Origin of the sequence: Streptomyces sp. S.PNR 29 (genome assembly GCF_030386795.1) — a bacterium.
GTDB lineage: Bacteria > Actinomycetota > Actinomycetes > Streptomycetales > Streptomycetaceae > Streptomyces.
The window spans coordinates 18,577-42,039 of the sequence record NZ_JANUQM010000023.1; the positions used below are offsets into that span (position 1 = coordinate 18,577).

At 72.0% G+C, this 23,463-nt stretch carries 21 protein-coding genes, 1 tRNA gene and 1 pseudogene; 16 read left to right on the forward strand and 7 right to left on the reverse strand.

Annotated features, from left to right (window positions below; genetic code table 11):
• The first annotated feature begins 141 nt into the window (after window positions 1-141).
• The 12 genes from NW895_RS39850 to NW895_RS39905 all read left to right on the forward strand — a co-directional run bounded on the left by NW895_RS39850 (window position 142) and on the right by NW895_RS39905 (window position 9,383).
• The gene (locus NW895_RS39850) at window positions 142-366 is read left to right on the forward strand and encodes a hypothetical protein (protein WP_289942052.1); all 225 of its coding nucleotides are present in this window, start codon (window positions 142-144) and stop codon (window positions 364-366) included.
• On the forward strand, window positions 359-1,078 hold the full coding sequence (locus NW895_RS39855) for an SDR family NAD(P)-dependent oxidoreductase (protein WP_289942053.1): 720 nt from the start codon (window positions 359-361) through the stop codon (window positions 1,076-1,078). Before NW895_RS39850 ends, NW895_RS39855 begins: the two co-directional genes overlap by 8 nt.
• Window positions 1,065-1,907 (forward strand): helix-turn-helix domain-containing protein, encoded by an 843-nt coding sequence (locus tag NW895_RS39860; protein WP_289942055.1) that lies wholly within the window; start codon window positions 1,065-1,067, stop codon window positions 1,905-1,907. The genes NW895_RS39855 and NW895_RS39860 overlap by 14 nt, the downstream gene beginning before the upstream one ends.
• Window positions 1,908-2,032: 125 nt before the next feature.
• Complete coding sequence (locus tag NW895_RS39865) at window positions 2,033-2,218, forward strand: hypothetical protein (protein WP_289942057.1); 186 nt, start codon at window positions 2,033-2,035, stop codon at window positions 2,216-2,218.
• 119 nt (window positions 2,219-2,337) lie between these two features.
• Window positions 2,338-2,934: a MauE/DoxX family redox-associated membrane protein gene (locus tag NW895_RS39870; RefSeq protein WP_354670162.1), complete on the forward strand. Its 597-nt coding sequence runs from the start codon at window positions 2,338-2,340 to the stop codon at window positions 2,932-2,934.
• Window positions 2,922-3,464 (forward strand): redoxin domain-containing protein, encoded by a 543-nt coding sequence (locus NW895_RS39875; protein ID WP_289942058.1) that lies wholly within the window; start codon window positions 2,922-2,924, stop codon window positions 3,462-3,464. Before NW895_RS39870 ends, NW895_RS39875 begins: the two co-directional genes overlap by 13 nt.
• Window positions 3,461-5,311 carry an ABC transporter ATP-binding protein gene (locus NW895_RS39880; protein ID WP_289942059.1) on the forward strand — a complete coding sequence of 617 codons (1,851 nt, stop codon included), beginning with the start codon at window positions 3,461-3,463 and terminating at the stop codon, window positions 5,309-5,311. Before NW895_RS39875 ends, NW895_RS39880 begins: the two co-directional genes overlap by 4 nt.
• Window positions 5,308-5,862 (forward strand): S26 family signal peptidase, encoded by a 555-nt coding sequence (locus tag NW895_RS39885; protein WP_289942060.1) that lies wholly within the window; start codon window positions 5,308-5,310, stop codon window positions 5,860-5,862. Before NW895_RS39880 ends, NW895_RS39885 begins: the two co-directional genes overlap by 4 nt.
• Window positions 5,863-6,114: 252 nt before the next feature.
• The gene (locus NW895_RS39890) at window positions 6,115-7,131 is read left to right on the forward strand and encodes a permease (protein ID WP_289942111.1); all 1,017 of its coding nucleotides are present in this window, start codon (window positions 6,115-6,117) and stop codon (window positions 7,129-7,131) included.
• Complete coding sequence (locus tag NW895_RS39895; RefSeq protein ID WP_289942061.1) at window positions 7,128-7,898, forward strand: TIGR03943 family protein; 771 nt, start codon at window positions 7,128-7,130, stop codon at window positions 7,896-7,898. Before NW895_RS39890 ends, NW895_RS39895 begins: the two co-directional genes overlap by 4 nt.
• A gap of 131 nt (window positions 7,899-8,029) precedes the next feature.
• Window positions 8,030-8,605 (forward strand): hypothetical protein, encoded by a 576-nt coding sequence (locus NW895_RS39900; protein WP_289942112.1) that lies wholly within the window; start codon window positions 8,030-8,032, stop codon window positions 8,603-8,605.
• A gap of 370 nt (window positions 8,606-8,975) precedes the next feature.
• Window positions 8,976-9,383, forward strand: coding sequence for an ATP-binding protein (locus NW895_RS39905; RefSeq protein ID WP_289942062.1), 408 nt, complete (start codon window positions 8,976-8,978; stop codon window positions 9,381-9,383).
• Here NW895_RS39905 and NW895_RS39910 read toward each other — a convergent pair.
• The 7 genes and pseudogenes from NW895_RS39910 to NW895_RS39940 all read right to left on the reverse strand — a co-directional run bounded on the left by NW895_RS39910 (window position 9,356) and on the right by NW895_RS39940 (window position 19,876).
• Window positions 9,356-11,010: pseudogene (locus NW895_RS39910) on the reverse strand (TlrC/CarA/OleB/SrmB family ABC-F type ribosomal protection protein). The gene NW895_RS39905 and the pseudogene NW895_RS39910 overlap by 28 nt on opposite strands.
• Before the next feature lie 359 nt (window positions 11,011-11,369).
• Window positions 11,370-12,311 (reverse strand): NrfD/PsrC family molybdoenzyme membrane anchor subunit, encoded by a 942-nt coding sequence (gene nrfD / locus NW895_RS39915; RefSeq protein WP_289942063.1) that lies wholly within the window; start codon window positions 12,309-12,311, stop codon window positions 11,370-11,372.
• Window positions 12,308-13,255: a 4Fe-4S dicluster domain-containing protein gene (locus tag NW895_RS39920; protein ID WP_289942064.1), complete on the reverse strand. Its 948-nt coding sequence runs from the start codon at window positions 13,253-13,255 to the stop codon at window positions 12,308-12,310. The genes nrfD and NW895_RS39920 overlap by 4 nt, the downstream gene beginning before the upstream one ends.
• On the reverse strand, window positions 13,255-16,539 hold the full coding sequence (gene fdh / locus NW895_RS39925) for a formate dehydrogenase (protein WP_289942065.1): 3,285 nt from the start codon (window positions 16,537-16,539) through the stop codon (window positions 13,255-13,257). Before fdh ends, NW895_RS39920 begins: the two co-directional genes overlap by 1 nt.
• A gap of 79 nt (window positions 16,540-16,618) precedes the next feature.
• Window positions 16,619-18,421 carry a selenocysteine-specific translation elongation factor gene (locus tag NW895_RS39930; protein WP_289942066.1) on the reverse strand — a complete coding sequence of 601 codons (1,803 nt, stop codon included), beginning with the start codon at window positions 18,419-18,421 and terminating at the stop codon, window positions 16,619-16,621.
• Entirely contained in the window at window positions 18,412-19,743 is a 1,332-nt protein-coding gene (gene selA, locus NW895_RS39935; protein WP_289942068.1) for an L-seryl-tRNA(Sec) selenium transferase, read from the reverse strand. The genes NW895_RS39930 and selA overlap by 10 nt, the downstream gene beginning before the upstream one ends.
• 38 nt (window positions 19,744-19,781) lie before the next feature.
• Window positions 19,782-19,876 (reverse strand) — tRNA-Sec (locus NW895_RS39940).
• 63 nt (window positions 19,877-19,939) lie between these two features.
• Here NW895_RS39940 and selD point away from each other — a divergent pair.
• From selD to NW895_RS39960, 4 genes are all read left to right on the forward strand, one after another.
• Window positions 19,940-20,968 (forward strand): selenide, water dikinase SelD, encoded by a 1,029-nt coding sequence (selD, locus tag NW895_RS39945; RefSeq protein ID WP_289942070.1) that lies wholly within the window; start codon window positions 19,940-19,942, stop codon window positions 20,966-20,968.
• A gap of 114 nt (window positions 20,969-21,082) precedes the next feature.
• A complete protein-coding gene (locus NW895_RS39950) occupies window positions 21,083-21,313 on the forward strand; it encodes a hypothetical protein (RefSeq protein WP_289942071.1) in 231 nt (76 codons plus the stop codon).
• Between the two features lie 411 nt (window positions 21,314-21,724).
• Window positions 21,725-22,426 (forward strand): hypothetical protein, encoded by a 702-nt coding sequence (locus tag NW895_RS39955; RefSeq protein WP_289942074.1) that lies wholly within the window; start codon window positions 21,725-21,727, stop codon window positions 22,424-22,426.
• 229 nt (window positions 22,427-22,655) lie between these two features.
• Entirely contained in the window at window positions 22,656-23,399 is a 744-nt protein-coding gene (locus tag NW895_RS39960; protein WP_289942076.1) for a DUF1775 domain-containing protein, read from the forward strand.
• The last annotated feature ends 64 nt before the right edge of the window (window positions 23,400-23,463 follow it).

Genomic DNA, 23,463 nt, shown 5'->3' on the forward strand with positions numbered 1-23,463 from the left:
CCGCTGTCAGGAAGGTGCATGGCATCTGTATGCCGCACACATGGGCTTACCGGCTCCGGCGCCCGCTGCTTGACTCCCTTCTCGACGACGCCGGCATCACAGTGCCGCTCAGTTGCCGGTACGGCACTCCGAGGAGGACTCATGACAGCGTCCCGTTCCCGTACCGCCCGGGCCACCACCGCGGGCCTCACCCTGGTCGCCGTGCTGGCCATCGGCCTGTCCCTCGGTACGAGCACCGCCGCCCCCGGCTCCGGCCCGCACGGCACCGGCGAACACGTCACCCGGACGACGACGGTGGACTTCACCTGGCCGGCGCCCACACCGGCCCCCGGCAACCCGGTGGCCCCCGGCACAGCCGGTGTTTGAGCCGCTGTCCGGTCCGGCCCGCAAGGTGGCGCTGGTGGTCGGTGGCTACAGCGCCGTGGGGCGGATCGTGTGCGAGCGGCTGATCACCGACGGGTTCACGACCGCCGTGGCGGGGTCGACGACGGACGCCGCCCGGTTGTACGGCGAGGCGCTCGCCGGTGAACAGCCACGTGTCCTGCCGTACGTCGCCGACCTGGCCGAGGGGGACAGTGTGGACAAGGCCGTTGCGGACATCCTCGCGGAGTTGGGCCGCATCGATGTGGTGGTGGGCCTGACGTCCGCCGGCGCAGGACCCGCGGCAACCAGCTCCGACGCGACAGGTTCCGACGTGACAGGTTCCGACCCGGCCGGGCCCGCGGCCCCTGGTTTCGACATGGGGGAGACGCATCACCCCGAACTGACCGGGATGTACCGGCTGGGCCAGGCGGCCGTACGCGCCATGCCTGCCCCGGCCCGTCCCGGCCGCATCGTGCTGCTCGCCACCCCCACGCACCGGCAGGGCGTCTGGTGGCCCGCGGGGGCGGTCCTCGCCGCCGGCACCAGCTCCCTGGTGGCCGGCTGGTCCGCTCTCCTCCCGGCGACCGGTACAACGGTCAACGCGGTCGTACCTGGACGGAACGCGGCCCCCGATGCCATCGCCGCGGCCATCCTGCTGCTGTTGCGTCCGGACGCGCACGGCATCACCGGTCAGTCGGTCCATGTCCGTGGTTAGCCCTTCCCCGGCCGGACTGTGCGGTGGCGTCTGGGGCTATCACGACCTTCCGTACGCGCAGGCCGGCAGCGATCCCCGTCTCCTGCTGCCGACGGAGGCCGTGGCCCTGGGCCTCACCTTCACGGGAAGCGTCCACCTGTCCGACGCGGCGGTGCGAGGCCCAGCGGCCGGATTCACCTCCTTCGTGGCCGGTCCGCACAGCGGGGCCCTGGTGTACGACCACGACGACGGGCTGACCGGGATCGGGGTGTTTCTCGCCCCCTGGGCCGCGTACACCCTGTTCGGCATCCCCATGGACGGGCTGGCCAACACGGTCGTCCCCGCCTCCGAGGTCCTCGGCGCCAGGGTCGACACGCTGGTCCGCGAGCTCCGCGAGGCGCCGGACCGGCAGGCCCGGTTCCGCCACCTCGACCGGGTCCTGGCGCGTTGGATGTTCCGGGGCCCGGCACACGCGGCACCGGTGGAACAGGTGTGGTGGCGACTGGCGCGCAGTCGTGGTGACACCCCCGTACCGGGTCTCGCCCGCGAAGTCGGCTGGTGTCAGCGGCAGTTGGAACGGCGCTTCAGGGAGCAGGTCGGTCTGTCCCCCAAAGTCGTCGCCCGCATCATGCGCCTGCGGCACACCGTGCGGCTGCTCCTGGAGGGCCGGCTCGTCTGCGACGCGGCGGCCGAGGCCGGCTATCACGACCAGTCCCACCTCAGCCGCGAGTTCAGGAGGATGACCGGCCTCAGTCCACGCCGTTTCACCGCGGGGGCGGGAAAGGGCGAGAACGGCGGACCGTACGGCTTGATTGCCGATCGGCCGGACTTGGCTGCCGCACTCCACTGAACAACGGGGCGATTTTTTACAAGACCGACCCGGAAGCTTTCCAGGAGAATCGAAGCAACCGGAACAGCCCCGGTCGGGACATTCCTCGTCCGGGAAATACCGGAAGACCATTCGGAGGAGAAAAAATGCTCAGTAAGCTGGAAGCGATGGGAAGCCGGCTCCTCGCCCGTCTGGTGCCGGGCACCGAGGCATCAGCGGCCACCGCGGCCTGCGGCTGGAAGTACTTCCCGCAGTGCATGGAGTGCAACTACGGTCCCTGCCGCGGCTACTGCTGCGACGGCTCGGGCTGCTCCGAGGTGCGCTGCTCCTGATCGCCGTCCTCGGTGCCGGACGGTGCCCACGGGCACCGTCCGGCACCGGACCTGCCGGGTCTCACACGGCGACAACGCGCTTCGACGCGGTTTCCACGTGTTCCATTGAGGAGTAAACGGTGCTGTATCTGGCCCTGGGGCTACGATTTCTCGTGGGCGGAGTATTCCTGCTCTCCTTTCTCACCAAGGTCAGCCGTCGCGCTTCGTTCAGAGAATTCGTGGTCTCGGTGCGGGGCATGCGTGTTCTGCCAGACGCACTCGCCGTGCCGGTCGCCACGGCGGTCGTCGCCGTGGAATTCCTGATATGTGTGCTGCTCGCCTTTCCGGCGCAGCGTGCCGCCCTCGTCGGCCTGGGGCTGGCGGCCGGCACGCTGTTGTCGTTCGCGCTCGGTATCGCCGGGGCCGTACGCCGGGGCGCACACGAGCCGTGCCGGTGCTTCGGTGTTTCGCGGACACCGCTCGGCCACCGGCACGTCGTACGGAACGTCACACTCGCCGTGCTCGCTGCCGCCGGAGCCGCGGCCTCCTCCGCCGACGGTCGTACGAGCGCCGACGGAGCGAGCGTGGCGGTGGCCGCCGGCCTGCTGCTGGCCTGGCTGGTGGTGGTCTCCGACCACATTCTCGACCTCTTCCGGCCCGCACCTCCCCCGCCGGGGAGCGCGAACGGGCGCCGCCTTTCCGCCGTACCGAAGAAGGAGACGTCATGGCTGTTCTGATCGCCGTTCTGGTACTCGTGGGCTCCATCGCCTTCGTCGACCTGGTCCTCACCCTCGGGGTGGTCAAACGCCTGCGGGAGCACACCGAACTCCTGGCGGGTGCCGGTGGCATGCCGGTGACCGTGGCCGTCGGCGAGGAAGTCGGCGACTTCACCGCCACATCGGTCGACGGCGATGTGGTGAGTTCGGCGCTGACGGCGGCGGACACCGTGGTGGCCTTCTTCTCACCCACCTGCCGGCCCTGCAAGGACAAGCTGCCGAAGTTCACCGAGTACGCGCGGTCCCTGCCCGGGGGACGAAGCCGGGTGCTCGCCGTCGTGGTGGGCAGCGCGGAGGAGGGGGCGGAATTCATCGAGCGTCTCTCGCCGGTGGCCCGGGTCGTGGCCGAGAACCGGGAGGGCCCCCTGCACGCGGCCTTCGGGACCGCCGCCTACCCGACGCTCCTGCGGGTGACGACCGAGGACGACGGGCGGCTCGTCGTCGCGGAGAACCACATCGAGCTGGATCGGCCCTTCCCGGCGCTGACATGAGCCCCGGTCCCCGCGCCGGGCTGGAACACGGGCTCGCCGCCTGCTCCCTCGCCACCGCGGCGGCAACGGGCACCCTGGCGCTCTACGCCCTCCTCACCCTGACCGCGGGCGGGCTGCCGGTGGCCCTCGCATGGCTGACGAAGGTCCTGCTGGACAGTCTGCTCCACGACGCCCCCGCCGGGACCCTCGCGGTGGTGGGCACGGGGCTCGCCGGGGCCGGGCTTGTGGCGGCCTTGGTACCACAGACGGCGCAGTACCTGCGGGCGGAGATGGACCGCAGGGTGGGTCTGCTCGCCCAGGACCGGCTGTTCGCCGCGGTGGAACGGTTCTCGGGCATCGGCCGGTTCGAAGACCCGGAATTCCTGGACCACCTGCGGCTCGCCCAGCAAACCGGCCGGACGAGCCCCAGCCAGGCGGTGGACGGCCTCCTGGGCGTGGCCCGTTCCCTCCTCACGGCCTTCGGCTTCGTCGGATCCCTCGTGCTGCTCAGCCCGCTGATGGCGACCCTGGTCATGCTGGCGGGGCTCCCGGCGCTGGCCGCGGAAATCGCGCTCTCGCGGCGGAGGGCGAGGGTCTTCTGGGACGTCGGCCCCGCCGAGAGACGGGAGTTCTTCTACACGAACCTCCTGTCCGACATCGAGGCGGCCAAGGAGATCCGGCTGTTCGGCACCGGTGCCTTCCTCCGCGGACGCATGCTGGCGGAGCGCCGCACGACGAACGCGGCGAAGCGGCGCCTGGACCGCAAGGAGCTCGTGACCCAGGCCGGACTCGGCTTCCTCACCGCCCTCATGGCGGGCGGGGGACTGCTGTGGGCCGTCCGGGAAGCACGGACGGGCGCCTTGTCCGTGGGCGATGTGACGGTCTTCATCGCGGCGGTCGCGGGCGTACAGAGCGGCCTCGTCGCCACGGCCAGGGAAATGGCCCGCTCACACCAGGCACTGCTCATGTTCGACCACTATCTCGTGGTCACCTCGGCGGGCCCGGACCTGCCCCCGCCCCCCGACCCCCGTCCGCTGCCCGCCCTGGCCGGGGGACTGCGCCTGCAGGACGTGTGGTTCCGTTACTCCGACACGCACCCGTGGGTGCTGCGCGGCGTCGACCTCCATGTTCCGCACGGCAAGACCCTGGCCCTCGTGGGCCTGAACGGAGCCGGCAAGTCCACGCTGGTCAAGCTGATCTGCCGGCTGTACGACCCCACCAGGGGGGCCGTCCTCTGGGACGGCGTGGACTTCCGGGACGTCGACGTGAAGGAGATCCGTGAACGGATCAGCGTGGTGTTCCAGGACTACATGGAGTACGACATGACCGCGGCCGAGAACATCGCCCTCGGGGACCTGACGGCGCTGTCCGACCCCCGGCGCATCCGCGCGGCGGCGGAACGGGCCGGGATGCACCCAACGCTCATGGGGCTATCCCGGGGGTACGACACACTGCTGTCCCGGATGTTCTTCATGGAGGCGAAGGGCGGGGGCACGGAGACGGGTGTGCTGCTGTCGGGCGGCCAGTGGCAGCGCCTGGCCCTCGCCCGTGCGCTGCTGCGCGACGACCGGGACCTGATGATTCTCGACGAGCCGTCCGCCGGTCTGGACGCGCAGGCCGAGGAGGAGATCCACAGCGCGCTCGTACGGCATCGTCAGGGGCACACCAGTCTGCTCATCTCCCACCGGCTCGGCGCCGTGCGGGACGCGGACATCATCGCCGTCCTGCGCGACGGCCGTGTCGTCGAACAGGGTGACCACGCTTCCCTGATGGCGGCCCGGGGCGAATACGCGCGGCTGTTCGCACTGCAGGCGTCCGGCTATCGGCCCGCGGAGCCGGGCACCACCTCCGTGACCGGTGCGGCATGAGGCCCGCCTCGGCGAGCCGGGAAGGCGCCCGCCGGTGCCCCGGAGCGCCCGGTGGCGGGGCCCGTGCGGAGTGGGCCGCCGCGTGCGGCCTGCTCGCCTCACTGACCCTGGCCGGGGCGGCGCTGCACGCGGCGCTCGGACGGCGGCTGGTGGTCGTCACCGTACGCGGCGCGAGCATGGAACCGCTCTACCACGATGGTGAACGGGTGCTCGTCCACCGGCGCCCTTCCTTGACGCCGGGGCAGGTGGTGGTCGTCGAGAAACCGGCGCCCGACGCCACGAGGTTTCCCGCGCCGCCGCCCCTGGCGGCGTCCTCCCGCGTCGTCACCGGCCGCCACTGGATGATCAAACGCGTCGTCTGCCTGCCGGGCGACCCCGTCCCCACGACTGGCTTCCCCGCGCTCGTGGGACTGACCGGACGACCGGTTCCGCCGGGGAGACTCGTCCTGGCCGGGGACAACGCCACCGTCAGCGTCGACTCCCGACAGCTCGGTTTCTTCCCCGTGAACCGCTTGCTCGGGAGCGTCGTGTGCAGACTCTCCCGCTTTTGAGTAGGCGGCGTCCTCGTGCTCGATGTCCACACAGCGGCCCGAGGACGCGCCGAATTTGTTCTCCAAGGGCGTCACCATCCGGAAGTTCCGAGCCAGTGCCTCAAGTTACTGATGGGGAGACTAGGGTCTGCCTTTGAATACGGATCTCCACCAGAGCGCCGGACGGGCGCGTCGGGACAGGGGCGGGGTCCGGAGTCCGTTGTGTTCGATGTGAACGTGGTATTCGGAGTTGGCGTGCAGAAGTCAGGTGACCTGGTCGAGGAGGCAAAGGCGGCTGTCGCGGCTCCCGCGGCGGCCGATGACGCTTCCGCGGGCCGGCCCCGCTCATGGTCACTCTTGTTATTGGCGGCGGCCACTCTTCCCGGTACGGCGCTCTTCGTCATCGGCCGGTGGGGGGACGAGCCGGCCATGCAGGCATGGCGGACCGTCTGGCTCGCCATCACCGTGCAGGCGCTGCCCTTCCTGCTGTTGGGAACGGCCCTGTCCGGCGCGATCAACGCGTTCGTGCCGGAACGTCTGTTCAGCCGGATGCTGCCGCGGCGGCCCGTGCTCGCGGTCCCGGTCGCCGGAGCCGCGGGGGTCGTGCTGCCCGGCTGTGAATGCGCGTCGGTACCGGTGGCGAAGAGCCTGATCGGCCGGGGCGTCCCTCCGGCCGCCGCCTTCGCGTTCCTGCTGTCGGCGCCCGCCGTCAACCCCGTCGTACTGACCGCCACGGCCATCGCCTTTCCCGGGAGTCCGGCCATGGTGGTCGCCCGGCTGCTCGCCTCGCTCGTCACCGCCGCCGTGATGGGCTGGCTGTGGCTCGTCCTGGGCCGCGAGGAGTGGCTACGGCCGATCGTGCGGCACACCGGGCACCAGCCGGGGCACAGCCGCTGGACGGAGTTCCGGTACGGCTTCCAGCACGACTTCCTGCACGCGGGCGGTTTTGTGGTCCTGGGGGCCATGGCCGCCGCCACCTTCAATGTGGCGGTCCCGCGATCCGTCCTCGACGTGTTCTCCGGCTCGCTCTGGACGTCGGTGCTGTTCCTTGCCGTGCTCGCCATCGTGCTCGCGGTGTGCTCCGAGGCCGACGCGTTCGTCGCGGCCTCGCTCACCGGTTTCTCCCCTCTCGCCCAGCTGACGTTCATGGTGGTCGGGCCGATGGTCGACCTGAAGCTGATCGCCCTTCAGACGGGAGCGTTCGGCCGGGCCTTCGCGCTCCGTTTCTCCGCTGCCACGGCCGTCGTCGCGGTTCTGTGCAGCGTGCTGGTCGGAGGGATGCTGCTGTGAAACGGCCCCTGCAGGTGATCCTGCTCCTCCTCATGGGCCTCGGCCTGCTGTACGGCTCGCTCTTCACCGACCTGTACCTCAGGTATGTGAAGGAGGGGATGCGTTTCATACTGGTCGCGTCGGGAGCGCTGCTGCTCCTGTTGGGAGTGGCCGAGGCGTGGTCGCACCGCAGGCCGGGCGGGGGAGTGGGGCATGGTGAGCCCGGGGGGCACGACGACAGCGACCGTGGTCACGGCCATGGGCACGACCACTCCGCCGTGCCGCATGTCGCGTGGCTGCTGTTCCTCCCCGCGCTGAGTCTGCTGTTCTACGCCCCACCGTCCCTCGGCGCGTACACCGCCTCCCGTGAGGCGGCCAAGGCGGTCACGGACCAGGAACACTTCGATCCGCTGCCCGATACCTCTCCGGTCCCGATGACCCTCACCGAGTACACCAGTCGGGTGCAGCAGGACCGCGAGCAGGCCATCAAGGGACGCAGTGTCCGGATGATCGGTTTCGTCACGCCCGGCAAGCGGGGTGACGGCTGGTATCTGACCCGGACCATCTTCATGTGCTGCGCGGCGGACGCCCAGTTCGTCAAGGTGCGGATCCACGGCACGCCAGCCCCGCCCGCCAATACCTGGGTGTCGGTCACGGGCACCTGGCACCCCGGCGGGACTTTGGGCACGAAGTCCGCGCCGGCCGCGCTCGACGCCCGTACCGTCAAGAAGGTCGCCCGGCCGGTGAACGCCTACAAGGACGCCCTGCCGCTCACTCCCTCCCGATAGGCACCCGAGCGGACGACAAGATTCCCTATGTGCCCCAGGCCTTGCGTACAACCTCCCGGCGGCGCAGGCCGTCTGACCCGGCGTCAGAGTTACGTGACCAAGCGCGACCAAGCGCGACCGAGGGGGACATGATGCGACGTATCGGAGCGGCACTGGCGGTGCTCGCGCTCGCGGGCGCCACGCTGGGGACGGCGGCGACCACCGCGGGCGCGGCCCCGGCGGAGGGCTCACGCGCGGCGGCTGCCTGCCCGACGGGCTGGGGCAGCGGCGCGAAGGGCGGTGCCGCCATGGGGGCCGATCACCTGGAGGACATCAGGACCGGACAGCACGAGTGCTACGACCGCATCGTGTTCGACGTGCCCGGCGGCGGCGACCAGATCGGCTACCACGTCCAGTACGTGGACCGGTTCTACGCGGACCCCTCGGGCGAGTACATACCGGTCGCCGGCGGGGCGATCCTCGACATCCGCGTCGGCGCGTGGAGCTACAACCTGGAGGCCGGCGTGCCGTCCTACCCGGGCGAGGTGGGCAAGTCCCTGCCAGGCGTGAACATCAGCGGGTACCGCACCTTCCGGGACACCCGGTTCGGCGGCACCTTCGAGGGCCAGACGCAGGTCGGTCTCGGTGTGCGCGCCCGACTGCCGTTCCGTGTGATCCAGGCGGACGACCGGATCGTGGTGGACGTGGCCCACAGTTGGACAAGCTAGGCCGTGTCCGCTGACTCGTGGTCCACGGTCAGGGTGGGTGAGCGAGCGCCCATACGCTGAGCGACCTCCACGTTCTGGGTCGGTCTTGTGAACGGTCACCGTGCGGTCGTCAGCCTTGCGATCGCGTGTGCCGCGGTGGTGTCGCCGGCCGCGGCCGGCGACACCGAGCTGGTCGGCGCTGCCGGTGCCGGCGGCGGCCCCGCCGATGACCGTGTCCGATCTCGCCGCCCGCGGGCCGGGCGAGGCGTGGGCGACCGGGTACGAGCACGCCGCCGATGGGCTGCGGCCGATGCCGTACCGATGGGACGACGCGGCCGTGGCACCGGGTCACGACGTTCCCCGGTGCCGGTGAGCTGGCCGGCTCGGCAAGGTGCGGTTCGTCGGCGAGGGGGTGTGGATCGACCCCGCCGTCCACGACAGCCTGGAGGAGGCCATCGGTGAGACCGAACGCCTCGGCCGCATGCTCCAAGGACTGCTCTCCCTGGCCCGCCTTGAGGCCACCGCCACCACGCCCGAAGCCGCCGACCTCGACGCCTTGGTGGAACAGATCAATCGACAACCTGCTCGCCAACGCCCTGCGCGCTCCCCTTCCGGCATCCACCACGACGGCACCGGCCTCGGCCTGCCCATCGTCGAACAACTCACCCGCGCCGGCGGCGGCCACATCACACTGGAAGCCGCCCCCGGCGGTGGCCTCGACGCCGTCGTACACCTCCGCCCCACCCACACCGACACCCCCCCGCCCGCGCGTCAGCACCCCGGAACTGCGGCCTCCTGAAGCTGCGCGACGTGGCCGGCCTTCAGTTCCAGGTGCCTGCCGGTGAAGCGGGTGCGCGTGCGGCGGTCGTGGGTGACGATGACGATCGCGCCTTGGTAGCCGGTCAGGGCTCCTTCCAGTTCCTCGACCAGGGCCGGGGAGAGATGGTTGGTGGGCTCGTCCAGCAGCAGCAGGTCGACGGGTTCGCCGACCAGGCGGGCCAGTTCGATCCGGCGCCGCTGTCCGTAGGAGAGCTCGCTCACTTTCAGGCGCAGGTCGGCGGGGCCGAACAAGCCGAGGGACAGGAGGTGATCGGTGTGCTCATCCAGGTCGCCCCCGCGGCCGTCGGCGAACGCCTGCGGGACCGTCAGGCCGGGCGGCCACGGTGTTTCCTCCTGCCTCAAGTGCCCGACTCGGCCCCGCGTGCTCACCGTCCCCTCATCGGGCCGCAGTTCACCCGCCAGCACCCGCATCAGGGTCGTCTTGCCCGCCCCGTTGGGCCCGGTGACCAACAGCCGCTCCTCGCCGCCGATCCGCAGCGACGGCACGTGCAGCCGGTCCCCGACACGGACGCCGGTGAGTTCCGCCGCCGCCTGCGACGTCTGTCCGTCGGCGGTGGTCATGCGTGCGGCGAGAACCAGCGGCTCGGGCGGCGGCGCGACAGGATGGGCCGTCAGCCGTTCGACACGCTCCTTCGCGTTGCGGATACGGCCCATCGCCCCGTGACCACGGCTGCGGGTACGGAAGGCACCGTGGCCGAACACGGCAAACGGCAGCTTGCGCGGGATGGCCTCCAGCCGTGACACGTTCGAGGCGGCCAGCTTCTGGTTGCGGGCCAGTTCCGCGCACCAGTCCGCGTACTCCTGCAGACGGCGCCGCCGCTCGGCGGCCTTGGCCGCGAGGTAGCCGTCGTAGCCGTCGCCGTAACGCGTCACCTTGCCCTCACCGACCTCCAGGATCGTGGTGGTGACCCGTTCCAGGAACACCCGGTCATGAGTGACCGCGAGCACCGTGCCGCGATGAGCCCGCAGGTGCGCCTCCAGCCAGCGCACCGCCTGGTCATCCAGATCGTTGGTCGGCTCGTCCAGCAGTAACAGCTCCGGCTGGGACGCCAGCGTGGCGGCCAGCGCCAGCCGTGACCGCTCACCGCCCGACAGCGTGCCCAGGGTTCTGTCCCGGGCCAGGCCCGGCAGACCGAGCCCGTGCAGGGCGATGTCCACCCGGGCATCCGCCTCGTAGCCGGCGCGCGCCTCGTACTGGGCGACCAGATGAGAGTAGGCGTCCAGCGGGCGGTGAGTTCCGCTCCCGCCAAGCTCTTGAGCCCGGCTTCGGCCTGACGCATCCGCGCTTCGAGATCACGCAGACCGGCGAGAGCGACATCGACCGCGTCCTGGACGCGGGCCTCGGGAGGCAGAGCCAGCGACTGGGGGAGATGACCCAGGCCGCCTGGAGCGATCACGGTCAGCTCGCCGTTGTCGGGCCGGTCGTGCCCGGCGATCAGCCGCAGCAGGGTGGATTTTCCGGCCCCGTTGTCGCCGATGATGCCGGCCTTCTCACCCGGCTTGAGGCTGAAGGACACGTCGTCCAACACGACATGGTCGTTGTAGCGGCGGGTGACGTTCTGCAGAGACAGTTGCGCGGTGAGCATGGAGTCCCCTGTTCTCTCGGCCGACCGATCGGCACGGGTGGACGGACGTATCCGCGCACGCCGGAACACTCCGCGGCACGCCGGACAGGCGGCATCAGGGGAGTGCGGAAGCGCGGATGAGAACGCGCGACAGCGGAGCCGAGCTCAACGCGGTCGCACGGGGACTGTCACAGGGAACCCATGAACAACACCGTAGGCCGGCAATTCGCGCGCCTGCAAGCCATTTCCTCGGGGAGGCGCGGTCCAAGCTCGCCAACCCGACGTTCGCCTGCGCCGTTTGCCGAGGCGAGAAGGAGCGTCAGGCCATCAATGACTCCGCGACCGCATGCCGCAGGCGGGCCGGTCGACGCCGTGAGCCTTCACCGGTCCCCGGTCGCCCCGCCCTGGCCCCGCTCGAGATGCCGGCGCTGTGGCGTCACGACGTACGCCGGGTCCTCGGCGGACGCCATCCCTGCCGCGAAGACTCCGAACCGCGTGCACAGTCCCGCAGCCAGGTAGGACGCTCCGGCCAGAAGCGGGGCCGCCCGGCGATCCGCGAGAAGTGACAATCCCGCCCCGGCCGCGGCCAGGCCCTTGCTCAGGGTCAGCAGCCGGCCGGGCCGGCCCGTGACGTAGGGCTCACCGACCAGCCCGAGCCGCCGCCCGATGCGGCGCATCGCGGCGAGTTCCAGCGCCGTGCCGAGGAGACCCATCCGGGTCGGCGGTCCGTGGTCCGCGCCGGGCGCGCAGAGCAGTGCGGCACCCGCGGCACTGGTCAGCGCGCTGCCCGCGAACACGTACGGCAACTCCGGATACGCCTCGTGCCACGCCGGCACCGCGGTGTCGGACAGCAGCACCGCGGTGTAGGTGCACATCGCCGGCCCCAGCGCGCCGGAGCCGAGTCCGGCGAGCCGGCCGAGCCGCGGCAGCCGTCCGGTGGCCTGCGAGGCGGCCGAGGCGGTGGCGAGCGCGGAGAACGGCGCGAGGATCCAGGAGCCCACCGACAGCGGCGAGGTGGGCTTGAGGACGCGCAGCATGTGCGTGAAGCGCTCGGGGCGGCCGAGGTCATGGACCAGGGCGGCGACGCTGGTCACCGACGCGGCGGCGGCGACCCACCGGCCCGCCCCGGCCAGTTCCCGACGCCCGGTCAGCTCGGCCACCGCGGCCATGGACGCCGCCGCACCGGCCGTTCCTCCGAGGAACAGATACCCCGGCACGTCCGGCACCTTCCAGGTGGGACGCTTGAGGATCGGCCGGCCATAGTACGACCGGAACTCCGCGCGCGCGACCATGGGCCGCTCCCGCCCACCGCTGTCCGTCACGGCTTCCTCCTGCCAAAGGACCCCCGCTCCAGGAAGGACAGCGCCACGCTCACCGCCACACCGACGGCGGCCGCCGCCGCGTGCCGCCACATCGACGGCAGGTCACGGGTGGTGACCACCGGGTCCGGCGGCAGCCCGTACACCTCGGGCTCGTCCAGCAGCAGGAAGAACGCGCCGTCACCGCCGACGCCGTCCTGCGGATCCCGGCCGTACAGCCGTGCCTCGTCCACCCCGCGCTCGTGCAGCTCGGTCACCCGCCGGTCGGCCCGCTCGCGCAGTTCCTCCAGGGGACCGAACTGGATGGAGTCGGTCGGGCAGGCCTGGGCGCAGGCCGGCTCCCGGCCCGCCCCCAACCGGTCGTAGCAGAGGGTGCACTTGAAGGCCCGGCCGTCGCCGGGGCGGATGTCGATCACCCCGTACGGGCATGCCGGCACGCAGTACCCGCAGCCGTTGCAGATGTCCTCCTGCACCACCACGGTGCCGAACTCGGTGCGGAACAGCGACCCGGTCGGGCAGACGTCCAGACAGGCGGCGTGGGTGCAGTGCTTGCACACGTCACTGGACATCAGCCAGCGCACCTGGCCTTCCGCGGCCTCCACCCCGGGCTCGGGCGGCCCCATGGCCGGCATGCCCAGATCGACCGGCGGCCGGTCCGGTGAGGGTGCGGCCGGCTGCTCGATCCTCTGCTCGATGAACGCCACGTGCCGCCAGTTGTCGGCGCCCAGCGCGCCCGTGTTGTCGAACGACTGCCCCAGCAGGTCGAGTTCCCCGGTCTCCGCCGGAACGAGGTTCCACTCCTTGCACGCCACCTGGCACGCTTTGCAGCCGATGCAGACGGAGGTGTCCGTGAAGAACCCCATCCGGGGCGGGTGGGTGTCCGGATAACCCGCGTCCGCGCTGGGGTCGGCCAGCGGGCCGGACAGGCTGTTGCGGTCGGAGGTCATCACTGCCCCTCTCCGGTGCTCGGCGGTATGTCGTCGGGCAGCCCCGCGCGCCGCCGGTACGCCGCCACATGGGCCCGCAGCGCCGGACCCCTTGGACGTCTGCCGGGCCGGATGTCACAGGTGGCCGCCTTGGACTCCTGGATGCGCACGTTCGGGTCCAGCACCACGGACAGCAGGTCGTTCGCCGCGTCACCCGTGGACAGTCCCTCCCGGCCCCAGTGGTAGGGGAGACCCACCTGGTGGATGGTGCGGCCCCGGACCCGCAGTGGTCTGATCCGCTCGGTCACCAGCACCCTCGCCTCGACGGCTGTGCGGGCCGTGGTGATGGTCGCCCAGCCCAGGTGCTCCAGGCCGCGCTCCGCGGCGAGTGCGGGCGAGACCTCGCAGAAGAACTCCGGCTGCAACTCGGAGAGATAGGGCAGAGTACGGCTCATGCCACCGGCCGTGTGGTGCTCGGTGAGCCGGTAGGTGGTGAACGCGTACGGATACACCTGGCCGGCGGCCGGGTGGTAGCGGTTGGCCGGGCGGTCGTGGGCCTGGAGCGCCGGGTTCGTCTGCTGCCCGTACAGGGGGTTGTCCACCGGCGACTCATACGGTTCGTAGTGCGCGGGCAGGGGACCGTCGGCCAGCCCGGCCGGCGCGAACAGCCAGGCGCGGCCGTCGCTCTGCATGATGAACGGGTCGGTGCCGGCCAGGGCGTCCTGGGCTTTCGCGCCCGGCGGCGGCCGGTAGCCGGGCGGCTTGTCCACCTCGAAGTCCGGGACGTCCTCCCCGGTCCACCGGCCCTGCCCGGCGTCCCACCACACGTACCGCTTGCGTTCGCTCCACGGCCTTCCCTCGGGATCGGCCGACGCCCGGTTGTAGAGGATGCGGCGGTTGGCGGGCCATGCCCAGCCCCAGTCGGGGGCGACGCGGCCCTGTTCCCGGCGCGGCCGGCGGTTCGCCGCGTGGTTGTGCCCGTCGGCGCGCACCCCGCAGTAGATCCAGACTCCGCAGGCGGTGGAGCCGTCGTCCCGCAGCTGGGTCGACGTCGACAGCGGCAGCCCGTCCGGCCTGTATCCGTTGATCTCGGCCTGCACGGCGTCGGCGCTCGGTTCGGCCAGCGGCCCTTCGGTCGGATAGTCCCAGGTGAGGTCGAGCAGCGGGCGGTCGCGCGGGTCGGTGGAGCCGCTGAGCTTCTCCCGGATGATCCGGCCGAGGTGGTAGTAGAACCACAGGTCGCTGCGGGCGTCCCCCGGCGGGGCGAGGGCCGCGTGGTGCCACTGCAGCAGCCGCTGGGTGTTGGTGAAGCTGCCGTCCTTCTCCGTGTGCGCCGCGGCCGGCAGGAAGAACACCTCCGTCGGGATCTCCTCGGTGCGCAGCTCGCCGGTCTCGATCTCCGGCCCGTCCTTCCAGAAGGTCGCGCTCTCGATCATCCGCAGGTCCCGCACCACCAGCCAGTCCAGGTTCGCCAGGCCCAGCCGCTGCAGCTTGCCGTTGGCCGAACCGACCGCCGGGTTCTCCCCGACGAGGAAGTACCCCTTGCACTCGCCCGAGATCTGGTTGAGCACCGTCCGGTAGGTGCCGTGGTCGCCGGTCAGCCGCGGCAGCCAGTCGAAGCGGAAGTCGTTCTCCTCGGTGGCCGCTTCCCCCCACCACGCCTTGAGCAGACTCACCACGTACGCGCGCATGTTGCCCCAGAAGCCGGTCGTGCCGGCGTCCGCGGCCACGAACGCGTCCAGGTCCTGGTGCTGGTGGGCGTGCGGCATGGGGATGTAGCCGGGCAGCAGGTCGAACAGCGTGGGGACGTCCGTGGAGCCCTGGATGCTGGCATGGCCGCGCAGTGCCAGGATGCCGCCGCCCGGTCGCCCTATGTTGCCCAGCAACGCCTGAAGGATGGAGGCGGTACGGATGTACTGCACCCCGACGGTGTGCTGGGTCCAGCCGACGGAGTAGCACAGCGCGGTGGTGCGTTCGCGTCCCGAGTTTGCGGTGATCGCCTCGGCCACCCGGGCGAACAGCTCGCGGGGGATGCCGCAGACGTCCTCGACCAGCTCCGGCGTGTAGCGCGCGAAGTGCCGCTTGAGCACCTGGTACACGCAGCGGGGGTGGCGCAGCGTCGGGTCCATCGCCGGCTGCGAGTCCAGGGCGGGGCCGCCCGCGCCGTACGACTCCGCGCGGGCGGTCTCGCGCTGCTCCCTGCCTCCGTGCTGCCGGGCGGCCGTGTCCTTCTCGCCGTCGCCCCCCGGTGCCGTCCACCGGTCCCGGTCGCCGGCCGCGGCCGAGGCCTGCGCGCCCTCGTACATCCAGCTGGTCGTCTCGTAGTGGTGGCTGTCCGGCGCGAAGCCGGAGAACAGCCCGTCCAGGTCCTCGGTGTCGGCGAAGTCCTCCCGCAGGATCGCCGGCGCGTTGGTGTAGGCGACCACGTACTCGCGGAAGTCCTTGCCGTTGCTCAGCACATGGTTGATGAGGGCGCCGAGGAAAGCGATGTCCGTCCCGGCCCGCAGCGGCACATGGACGTCCGCCAGCGCGCTGGTGCGGGTGAAGCGGGGGTCGACGTGGATGATCGTGGCGCCCCGTTCCTTGGCCTCCATCACCCACTGGAAACCGACCGGATGGCACTCGGCCATGTTCGAACCCTGGATGACGATGCAGTCGGCTCGGGCCAGATCCTGCTGGAACGTCGTGGCTCCGCCACGGCCGAACGAGGTCCCCAGACCGGGAACCGTGGCGGAGTGTCAAATCCGCGCCTGGTTCTCGATCTGGATCGCGCCCAGGGCCGTGTAGAGCTTCTTCATCAGGTAGTTCTCTTCGTTGTCCAGCGTCGCTCCGCCGAGCGAGGCGATGCCGAGCGTGCGCCGGACGGGAACCCCCCGATGCGTGTCCTGCCAGGTCTGCCGGCGGGTCCTGATGACCCGGTCGGCGATCATGTCCATGGCACGGTCGAGCGGGATCCGCTCCCACCCCGTGCCGTGCGCGGGCCGGTGGAGGACGGCGCTGATCCGGCCGGGGCCGGTCACCAGCTGCTTGCTGGCCGCGCCCTTCGGGCACAGCCGGCCGCGGGAGACGGGTGAGTCCGGGTCGCCCTCGATCTGCGTGACCTTCTCGTCCTTGACGTAGACCCGCTGGCCGCAGCCCACGGCACAGTACGGGCACACGGACCGTACGACCCGGTCGGCCTGCTCGGTACGGGCGGACAGGCGCTCGGTGCCGCGCGAGCGTGCGGCGCTGCCCCGGCCCAGCGCGTCGTCGCCGGTGAGCTGCCGGTACACCGGCCAGCCGTCGATCCACTGCCGCAGGCCCATGGCGATCTCCCGCCTCGCGCCCTTCCGCCGTCGCAGCCAACGTAACGCCGGGGCCCGCCGGGAGCATGTCGAGCGCCGATCACCTCGGCGCGGTACGCACCCGCCGGGTGTCGTCGGACAGCCGTTCGGTGACACCCCGGCGGTCCAGCAGCTCCAGCAGGGGCACCGCGACCCGGCGTGTGGTGCGCAGCGCCTGCCGGGCCTGGCTGAGGGTGAACGGCTGGGGCAGTTCCGCGAGCACGTCGCCGGCCCGTGCGTCGGCGTCGGGCAGCAGGAACACACCGTCGGCCACTTTCAGCAGGCGGCCGGCCCGCATCGCGGCGGCCAGCTCCCTGGTCCCCAGCCGCAGTTCCGCCAGCCTGGCGGCGTCCGGTGCCGCGAACGGGGCCTCGCGCAACGCGGCGGTCAGTGCGGCCACCGCCGCCTCGACGGGCCCGGGAAGCACCCCAGGGCGGCCCGGCGCGCACACCCGCCCGTCCACCACCGGCAGCGACGCGGCGTCGGCCAGCCGTTCCACCACACCGGTGCCGGGCAGCCGCAGCCGCTGCCGTACCGCCTCCACGGGCACGCCGGACTCCAGTGGGTGATCGTCGCGCCACTGGTCCACCACAGTCCGCACGGAGCCGAGCAGCTCGCGCCACACGCTCGGATGAACCCTCAGATCGTCACCCACCGGCTCGCCCACCTCGGGCAGTCCCATGGCGTGCAGCTCGCCCACGGTTGCGAAGCGCCGCCGGAGCAGTATCGCCCCGGCCACCGCCTTCGGCGGCGCGTCGGTCAGTGCGGCCAACTCCGCGGCGCGACGCCGCGCGGCTCCCCGCCGGCGCAGCTCGGGGGGCGTCACGTCGAGTACGTCGACACCGGCGGCGATGCGGTGCCGCCCGGGGTCGCGCAGCAGCGCACGGTCGCCGACGCGCAGGGGCAGGGGCCGGGCCGGCCGCAGCCGGGCGCTGCCGACCCCCAGGGGCCGGATCCGGGCGGCGACCGATGCCGAGCCGATGTGCAGCACCAGCTCTTGAGGGAGGTCACGGCGCTCACCGGCGTCAGCCCTGTCATCACCGACGCTGCGCAGCGCGACGTCGACCTCGGAGGTGGTCAGCCACCTGCCCGGGGTGAGCAGCGCGTCGCCACGGCCGACCGCATGCTGGTCGACGCCGCGCAGATTGACCGCCACCCGGGCCACGGCACGGACCTCGGGCGTGTCCCGGCCCAGCGCCTGCAACCGGCGTACCCGCACCACCGCCCCGGTGGACGCCAGCTGAAGCTCCTCTCGCGCGCGCAGGGTGCCGGCCGTCAGCGTCCCGGTGACCACCGTGCCCGCGCCGACGATGCTGAACGAGCGGTCCACCCACAACCGGACATCGGCGTCCGGATCGGCGGGGGGCAGGGCTCCGACCAGCCGCACCAGTCCGGCGCGCAGCCGGTCCAGGCCCTCGCCGGTGCGCCCGCTCACCGTCACCGAGCCGACCGGCCCCACGCCGGTCACCGCCATACGGGCCAGCGCCTGCCGCCGCGCCGGTTCCGGGTCGGCCAGGTCGCAGCGGGTGACGGCGAGCAGCACATGCCGCACGCCCAGCGCCTCCAGTGCCTGCAGATGCTCGGTCGACTGCGGCATCCACCCCTCGTCGGCGGCCACCACGAACAGCACGGCGGGGACCGGGCCGACGCCGGCCAGCATGTTGGGCACGAACCGCTCGTGGCCGGGGACGTCGACGAACGCAACCTCCGGTCCACCGGGGAGGGTCGTCCAGGCGAAACCGAGGTCGATCGTCAGACCACGCCGGCGCTCCTGCTCCCAGCGGTCCGGCTCCATCCCGGTGAGCAGCCTCACCAGCGTCGACTTGCCGTGATCGACATGACCGGCGGTGGCGATCACCTGCACGGCGGCTCCCTCCGGTGGTCGTCACCCCGACCGCCTGCGGCGGCGAGTACGGCCTCCAGCACCGACTGCTCCTCCTCCGCCCCGACCGTGCGCAGGTCCAGCAGACAGCGTCCACGCTCCAGTCGGCCGATCACCGGGACAGCACCGGTGCGCAGCAGCGGGCCGAACCGCGCGGGCAGGCCCACGGCCGCGCTGGGCAGGGTCACCTCCGGCGCACCGCCTCCGCCCACGGCCGCCTCCGTGCGCAGCACCTCCGCCGGTACTCCCTCGGCCCGCAGCCGTTCGGCCAGCCGGGAGGCGCGCTCGCGCAGCACGGCCTCGTCGGCGGCCAGCGCGGCACGCACGGGCGGCTCCGGACCGCGCAGCGTCGCCTCCAGCGCGGCCAGGGTCAGCTTGTCCACCCGCAGGGCCCGTGCTGCCGGATGCCGCCGCAGCCGCTCGACCAGTCCCGCTTCGCCGAGCAGCAGCCCGGCCTGCGGACCGCCGAGCAGCTTGTCCCCGCTGGCGGTCACCAGCGCCGCCCCGGCGCGCAGCGCGGTGGCGGCGTCCGGTTCCCGGGGGAGCAGCGGGTGCGGGGCGAGCAGGCCGGAACCGATGTCCACCACCAGCGGGGGGCCGAGCCTCGCCAGTTCGCTCATGTCCGCTGCCGCGGTGAAACCGCTGATGTGGAAATTGGACGCGTGAACCTTGAGCACGAAGGCGGTGTCGGGGCCGATGGCCTCGGCGTAGTCACGCACATGCGTGCGGTTGGTGGTGCCGACCTCGCGCAGCCGCGCGCCGGTGGAAGCCAGCAGCTCCGGGATACGGAACCCGTCGCCGATCTCTACCAGCTCGCCCCGGCTGATCACGATCTCCCGCCCGGGGGCCAGCGCCAGGGCGCACAGGAGCAGCGCCGCCGCGTTGTTGTTCACCACGTGCACCGCCCGGGCGTCGGGCACGGCCTCGGCCAGCGCCGCGAGCGCCCCTCGTCCGCGGCGGGCCCGACGGCCTTCCGTGAGGTCGAACTCGACGTCCGTGCATCCGGCAGCGGCCATGACCGCGTCCCGGGCGGCTCCCGACAGCGGCGCGCGGCCGAGGTTGGTGTGCACCAGCACCCCGGTCGCGTTGATCACCGGCCGCAGTCCGCAGGCCCGCTCGGGAAGGTGGCCGACCGCCGCGTCCACCACGTCCTCGGGCGCGATCTCGCCGGTCCTCGCACGACGCTGGGCCTCGGCGACGGCCGCTTTCACCAGGGGACGCCCGAGGGTCCGTACGGCGGCGGCGATGCGCGGTTCGGCCAGCACGGAGTCGGTGCCGGGGATGAGCCGACGGGGATCGCTCATGGCACCTCTTCTCCTCGCCGTGACCCTCCTGGGGGACGTGGCGGAGGCGGACGGGAATCGAACCCGCCAACGGCAGCTCCTGCCGTTCAACGGTTTTGAAGACCGGGCCGGTCACCAGGCCGGATACGCCTCCCCGGGCCACGCGGCCATCTTCGCAAATGCCCTGTACGGGCGCTAATGGGGTATCTGCGGAATCATGGTCGACGTGACCTCACTGGCGTCGTCTCCTCCATCCGTCCGCCTCACCCAGTACGCGCACGGCGGCGGATGCGCCTGCAAGATCCCGCCGGGCGAGCTGGAGGAAGTGCTGCGGGGCCTGGGAGCCGCCGCCCCGGTCCGCGACCCCGCGGGCGAACTGCTGGTCGGGCTGGACGACGGCGACGACGCCTCCGTCGTCCGGCTGCCGGACGGCACGGCGGTGCTGGCGACCACGGATTTCTTCACGCCCGTGGTCGACGACGCCTACGACTGGGGCCGGATCGCCGCGGCGAACGCACTGTCGGACGTGTACGCCACGGGTGGCCAACCCCTGCTCGCCGTGAACCTGCTGGCCTGGCCGCGGGGCGTGCTCCCCCTCGAACTGGCCCGCGAGGTCCTGCGCGGCGGCCTGGACGTGGCCGCGTCCGCCGGCTGCCACCTCGCCGGCGGCCACAGCGTGGACGACCCCGAGCCCAAGTACGGCATGGCCGTTACCGGCCTGGTCGACCCGGACCGTCTGCTGCGCAGTGACGCCGGCACGCCGGGTGTGCCGCTGTCGCTGACCAAGCCGCTGGGCATCGGCGTGCTGAACAGCAGGCACAAGGCCACCGGCGAGGAGTTCCCCCAGGCGGTGGAGGCCATGACACGGCTCAACCGGGAAGCGGCCGAAGCGGCGGTGGCCGCCGGGCTCACCTGCGCGACGGACGTCACCGGGTTCGGGCTGCTCGGACATGCCTGCAAACTCGCGCGGGCGAGCGGGGTCACCGCGCTGATCGACTCCACCGCCGTGCCCTACCTCGACGGCGCCCGGCAAGCGCTGCGCGAGGGATACGTCAGCGGCGGCACCCGGCGCAATCTGGAGTGGGTACGCCCGCACAGCGACCTGTCTGCGGTGAGCGAGGACGAGGCGCTGCTCCTGGCCGACGCCCAGACCTCCGGCGGACTGCTGGTGGCCGGCGAAATCCCCGGCGCCCCCGTCGTGGGCGAACTGCTGCCGCGCGGTGACCACGTCCTGGTGATCCGCTGAGCCGTCGGGCTCCCCGGGCCTGCCCTGCACAGCCCTTGATCGTCGGCGCTCGTCACGGCCGACCCGGCGCTCCCGGCGGTCACCATTGAGGAGTTCGCGGCCGGCTCGCCGCCGATGGAGACGCTGCGGGACCGTCTGATCCGCTGTCTGCCCGACCTGTCCGCCGAGATGCACGCCGAGCGTTCCGCCATCACGCGTCACCTGATCGTGCAGATGGTCGCCGAACCGGAGCGAGCGCTCGCGGACAACACCCCGACCCGGCATGCCGGTTGGCGTGAGACGGCGAGCGGCCTGATCGACGCCGTCGTCGCCCCGTGGCAGGCGCCGGTTACGCGCGAGGACTGACCGCCGGCCCGCCCGGCACGCTGTTGTGTGTCCGGCGGGCCGGTGCCGTATGACCGGCCGCCGCTGTCGAGGCAGATCCTGTCGGGTGCCAGGGAAGCGGAGCGGATGCGCCTGCACGACGACGAGGCGCTCGGCAGGCTCGACGCGGGCGCGGTCGTCATCGCATGGGATCCACACCGGCGACGCAGTGGCTGACCGGCTCGGGACTCTCTCGGCAACGGCGTGGAGTGCGGCGGCGCTCACTGCCGGGCCGCTCCCGGCATCTATGCCGCCGCAACCCGCACTTCGACCGGCGGATCCGTCGATCCTGCTATGGCGTGGATCACAGCGGCTGGATTGAGTCGGACACCAGGGGCACTTCCGTACTCTCCACGTGACGTGGGAGACCCGGACTGCGAGGATGAGGCGGCCATGACTGCTGGGGGGTGTTCTCGCACGCTCAGGGCCGCTGTGTTCACGGCCGTCTGCGTGCTGCTCGCCTCCCTGGGCCACGTCATGATGTCGGGGACCGCGGTGCCCTGGTGGGCCATGGCCGCGGGGGCGGCGGTGACCGGCGGCACGGCCTGGCGGCTGGCCGACCGGGAGCGCGGGCCGGTCGTGGTTGGCTCCGTCATGGTCGCCGCCCAAGCCGTACTCCACTCGTCGTTCTCGCTCGCCCAGGCAGTCGTGCATCCGCAGACATCCGGTGGCAGGGCGTTCGTCCAGCAGTGGCTGGGCCGGCTGCTGTGTGGTTCGCCGCCGGACCCGGGCACGGCGCATGGCGCGACGGGCACCACGCACTCCATCGGGTCGATGGACCACATGGGGGCCGCACATCCCCTTGACCACGGCATGGGCGGCACGTCCTCGACCGGCATGCTCGCCGCCCACCTGCTGGCCGCGCTGCTGTGCGGCCTGTGGCTCGCCCACGGCGAGCGCGCCGCGTTCCGCATCCTGCGGGTTCTGGCCGGATGGCTCGTCACTCCGCTGCGCCTGATCCTCCGGCTGCCCGCGCCCCCGCACCGGCCACGCGTCCGCGCGCGCCGGGGCGGTTCGGATCGCAAGCCGCGGCAGCTTCTCCTCACCCACACGATCACTTCTCGGGGGCCACCCACGGGGACCGCTGTCGCCTGACGACAGCCGGCTTCCCAAGGCCGTGCACGGAGACGACGAGTCGTCGGCTCCGCGCCGCGACGAGGAGCATCGGCCGCGCACACCCGTGCCCGGCCGTTCATCCCATCACGCCTTCGCTCTTCGCCCTACGTTCTTCACCCTTCACCTTTCGCCTTTCGCCTTTCACCCTTCTCCGCTTCCGCCGTGCCGCCGCCAACTGCTCGGCGTCACCCCATCGAAGGAGTTCTCAGTGCGCCGCCCGACCCTGGTACGCAGCCTGCGCCTCACCGGCGCCCTCTCAGCAGTCGCGTTCGCGGTCGCTGTCGCCACCGCCGGCCCGGCCGCGGCCCACACGGAGGTCGAAGCGGAGGGTGCCCGAGCCCTCGACCAGAACGTGGAGCTGACCTTCTCCGCCGAGTCGGAGTCCGCCTCGGCCGGGATCAGCAAGCTGGAGGTCATCCTGCCCGAGGGCATCACCCCGCAGGACATCAGTTATGAGAAGGGCCCCAAGGGCTGGAAGTTCGCCCCTACCGGCCGGGGCTACACGGTGTCAGGGCCGAAGCTCGCCGTGGGCGAGGACGCCGAGTACGTCGTGACCGTACGGCAGCTGCCGGACGCCAAGGAGCTGGTCTTCAAGACCCTGCAGACCTACAGCGACGGCAAGGTCGACCGCTGGATCGAACTGGAGGAGGAGGCCCAGGGCGACGGGCACGGGCACGGGCATCCCGCTCCCCGCCTGGAGCTGAAGGCCGCCGCACCGGGCGCCCAGTCGGTGAGTCCCAGCCCCACGGAGGAACCGACGGCCTCCGCTCCGTCGTCGGGCACCGCCTCGGACGAGCCCGCCGCCGAGGAGTCGCCCGCGGAGCCGGTGGCGGACAACACGGAGGACGACGACGGCATGTCCGTGGCCGTACCTCTGGGCATCGGCGCGGTGGTCCTCGTCCTCGGCGGCGGTGTGTGGTGGTTCAGGAACCGCCGGAGCGGATCTGCCTGAGACCCTCGGCCACGACCGGTCGCGCGCGGCGCGTCACCCATCGGCCGGTCCGTACGAGACGGTG

What these genes read in the sequence shown, in the direction of transcription:
- NW895_RS39850 (WP_289942052.1), top strand. Translation starts at nt 142, where the DNA reads ATGACAGCGTCCCGTTCCCGTACCGCCCGGGCCACCACCGCGGGCCTC.
- NW895_RS39860 (WP_289942055.1), top strand. Translation starts at nt 1,065, where the DNA reads ATGTCCGTGGTTAGCCCTTCCCCGGCCGGACTGTGCGGTGGCGTCTGG.
- NW895_RS39865 (WP_289942057.1), top strand. Translation starts at nt 2,033, where the DNA reads ATGCTCAGTAAGCTGGAAGCGATGGGAAGCCGGCTCCTCGCCCGTCTG.
- NW895_RS39875 (WP_289942058.1), top strand. Translation starts at nt 2,922, where the DNA reads ATGGCTGTTCTGATCGCCGTTCTGGTACTCGTGGGCTCCATCGCCTTC.
- NW895_RS39880 (WP_289942059.1), top strand. Translation starts at nt 3,461, where the DNA reads ATGAGCCCCGGTCCCCGCGCCGGGCTGGAACACGGGCTCGCCGCCTGC.
- NW895_RS39885 (WP_289942060.1), top strand. Translation starts at nt 5,308, where the DNA reads ATGAGGCCCGCCTCGGCGAGCCGGGAAGGCGCCCGCCGGTGCCCCGGA.
- NW895_RS39900 (WP_289942112.1), top strand. Translation starts at nt 8,030, where the DNA reads ATGCGACGTATCGGAGCGGCACTGGCGGTGCTCGCGCTCGCGGGCGCC.
- NW895_RS39920 (WP_289942064.1), bottom strand. Translation starts at nt 13,255, where the DNA reads ATGACCTCCGACCGCAACAGCCTGTCCGGCCCGCTGGCCGACCCCAGC.
- selA (WP_289942068.1), bottom strand. Translation starts at nt 19,743, where the DNA reads ATGAGCGATCCCCGTCGGCTCATCCCCGGCACCGACTCCGTGCTGGCC.
- selD (WP_289942070.1), top strand. Translation starts at nt 19,940, where the DNA reads ATGGTCGACGTGACCTCACTGGCGTCGTCTCCTCCATCCGTCCGCCTC.
- NW895_RS39950 (WP_289942071.1), top strand. Translation starts at nt 21,083, where the DNA reads ATGGAGACGCTGCGGGACCGTCTGATCCGCTGTCTGCCCGACCTGTCC.
- NW895_RS39955 (WP_289942074.1), top strand. Translation starts at nt 21,725, where the DNA reads ATGACTGCTGGGGGGTGTTCTCGCACGCTCAGGGCCGCTGTGTTCACG.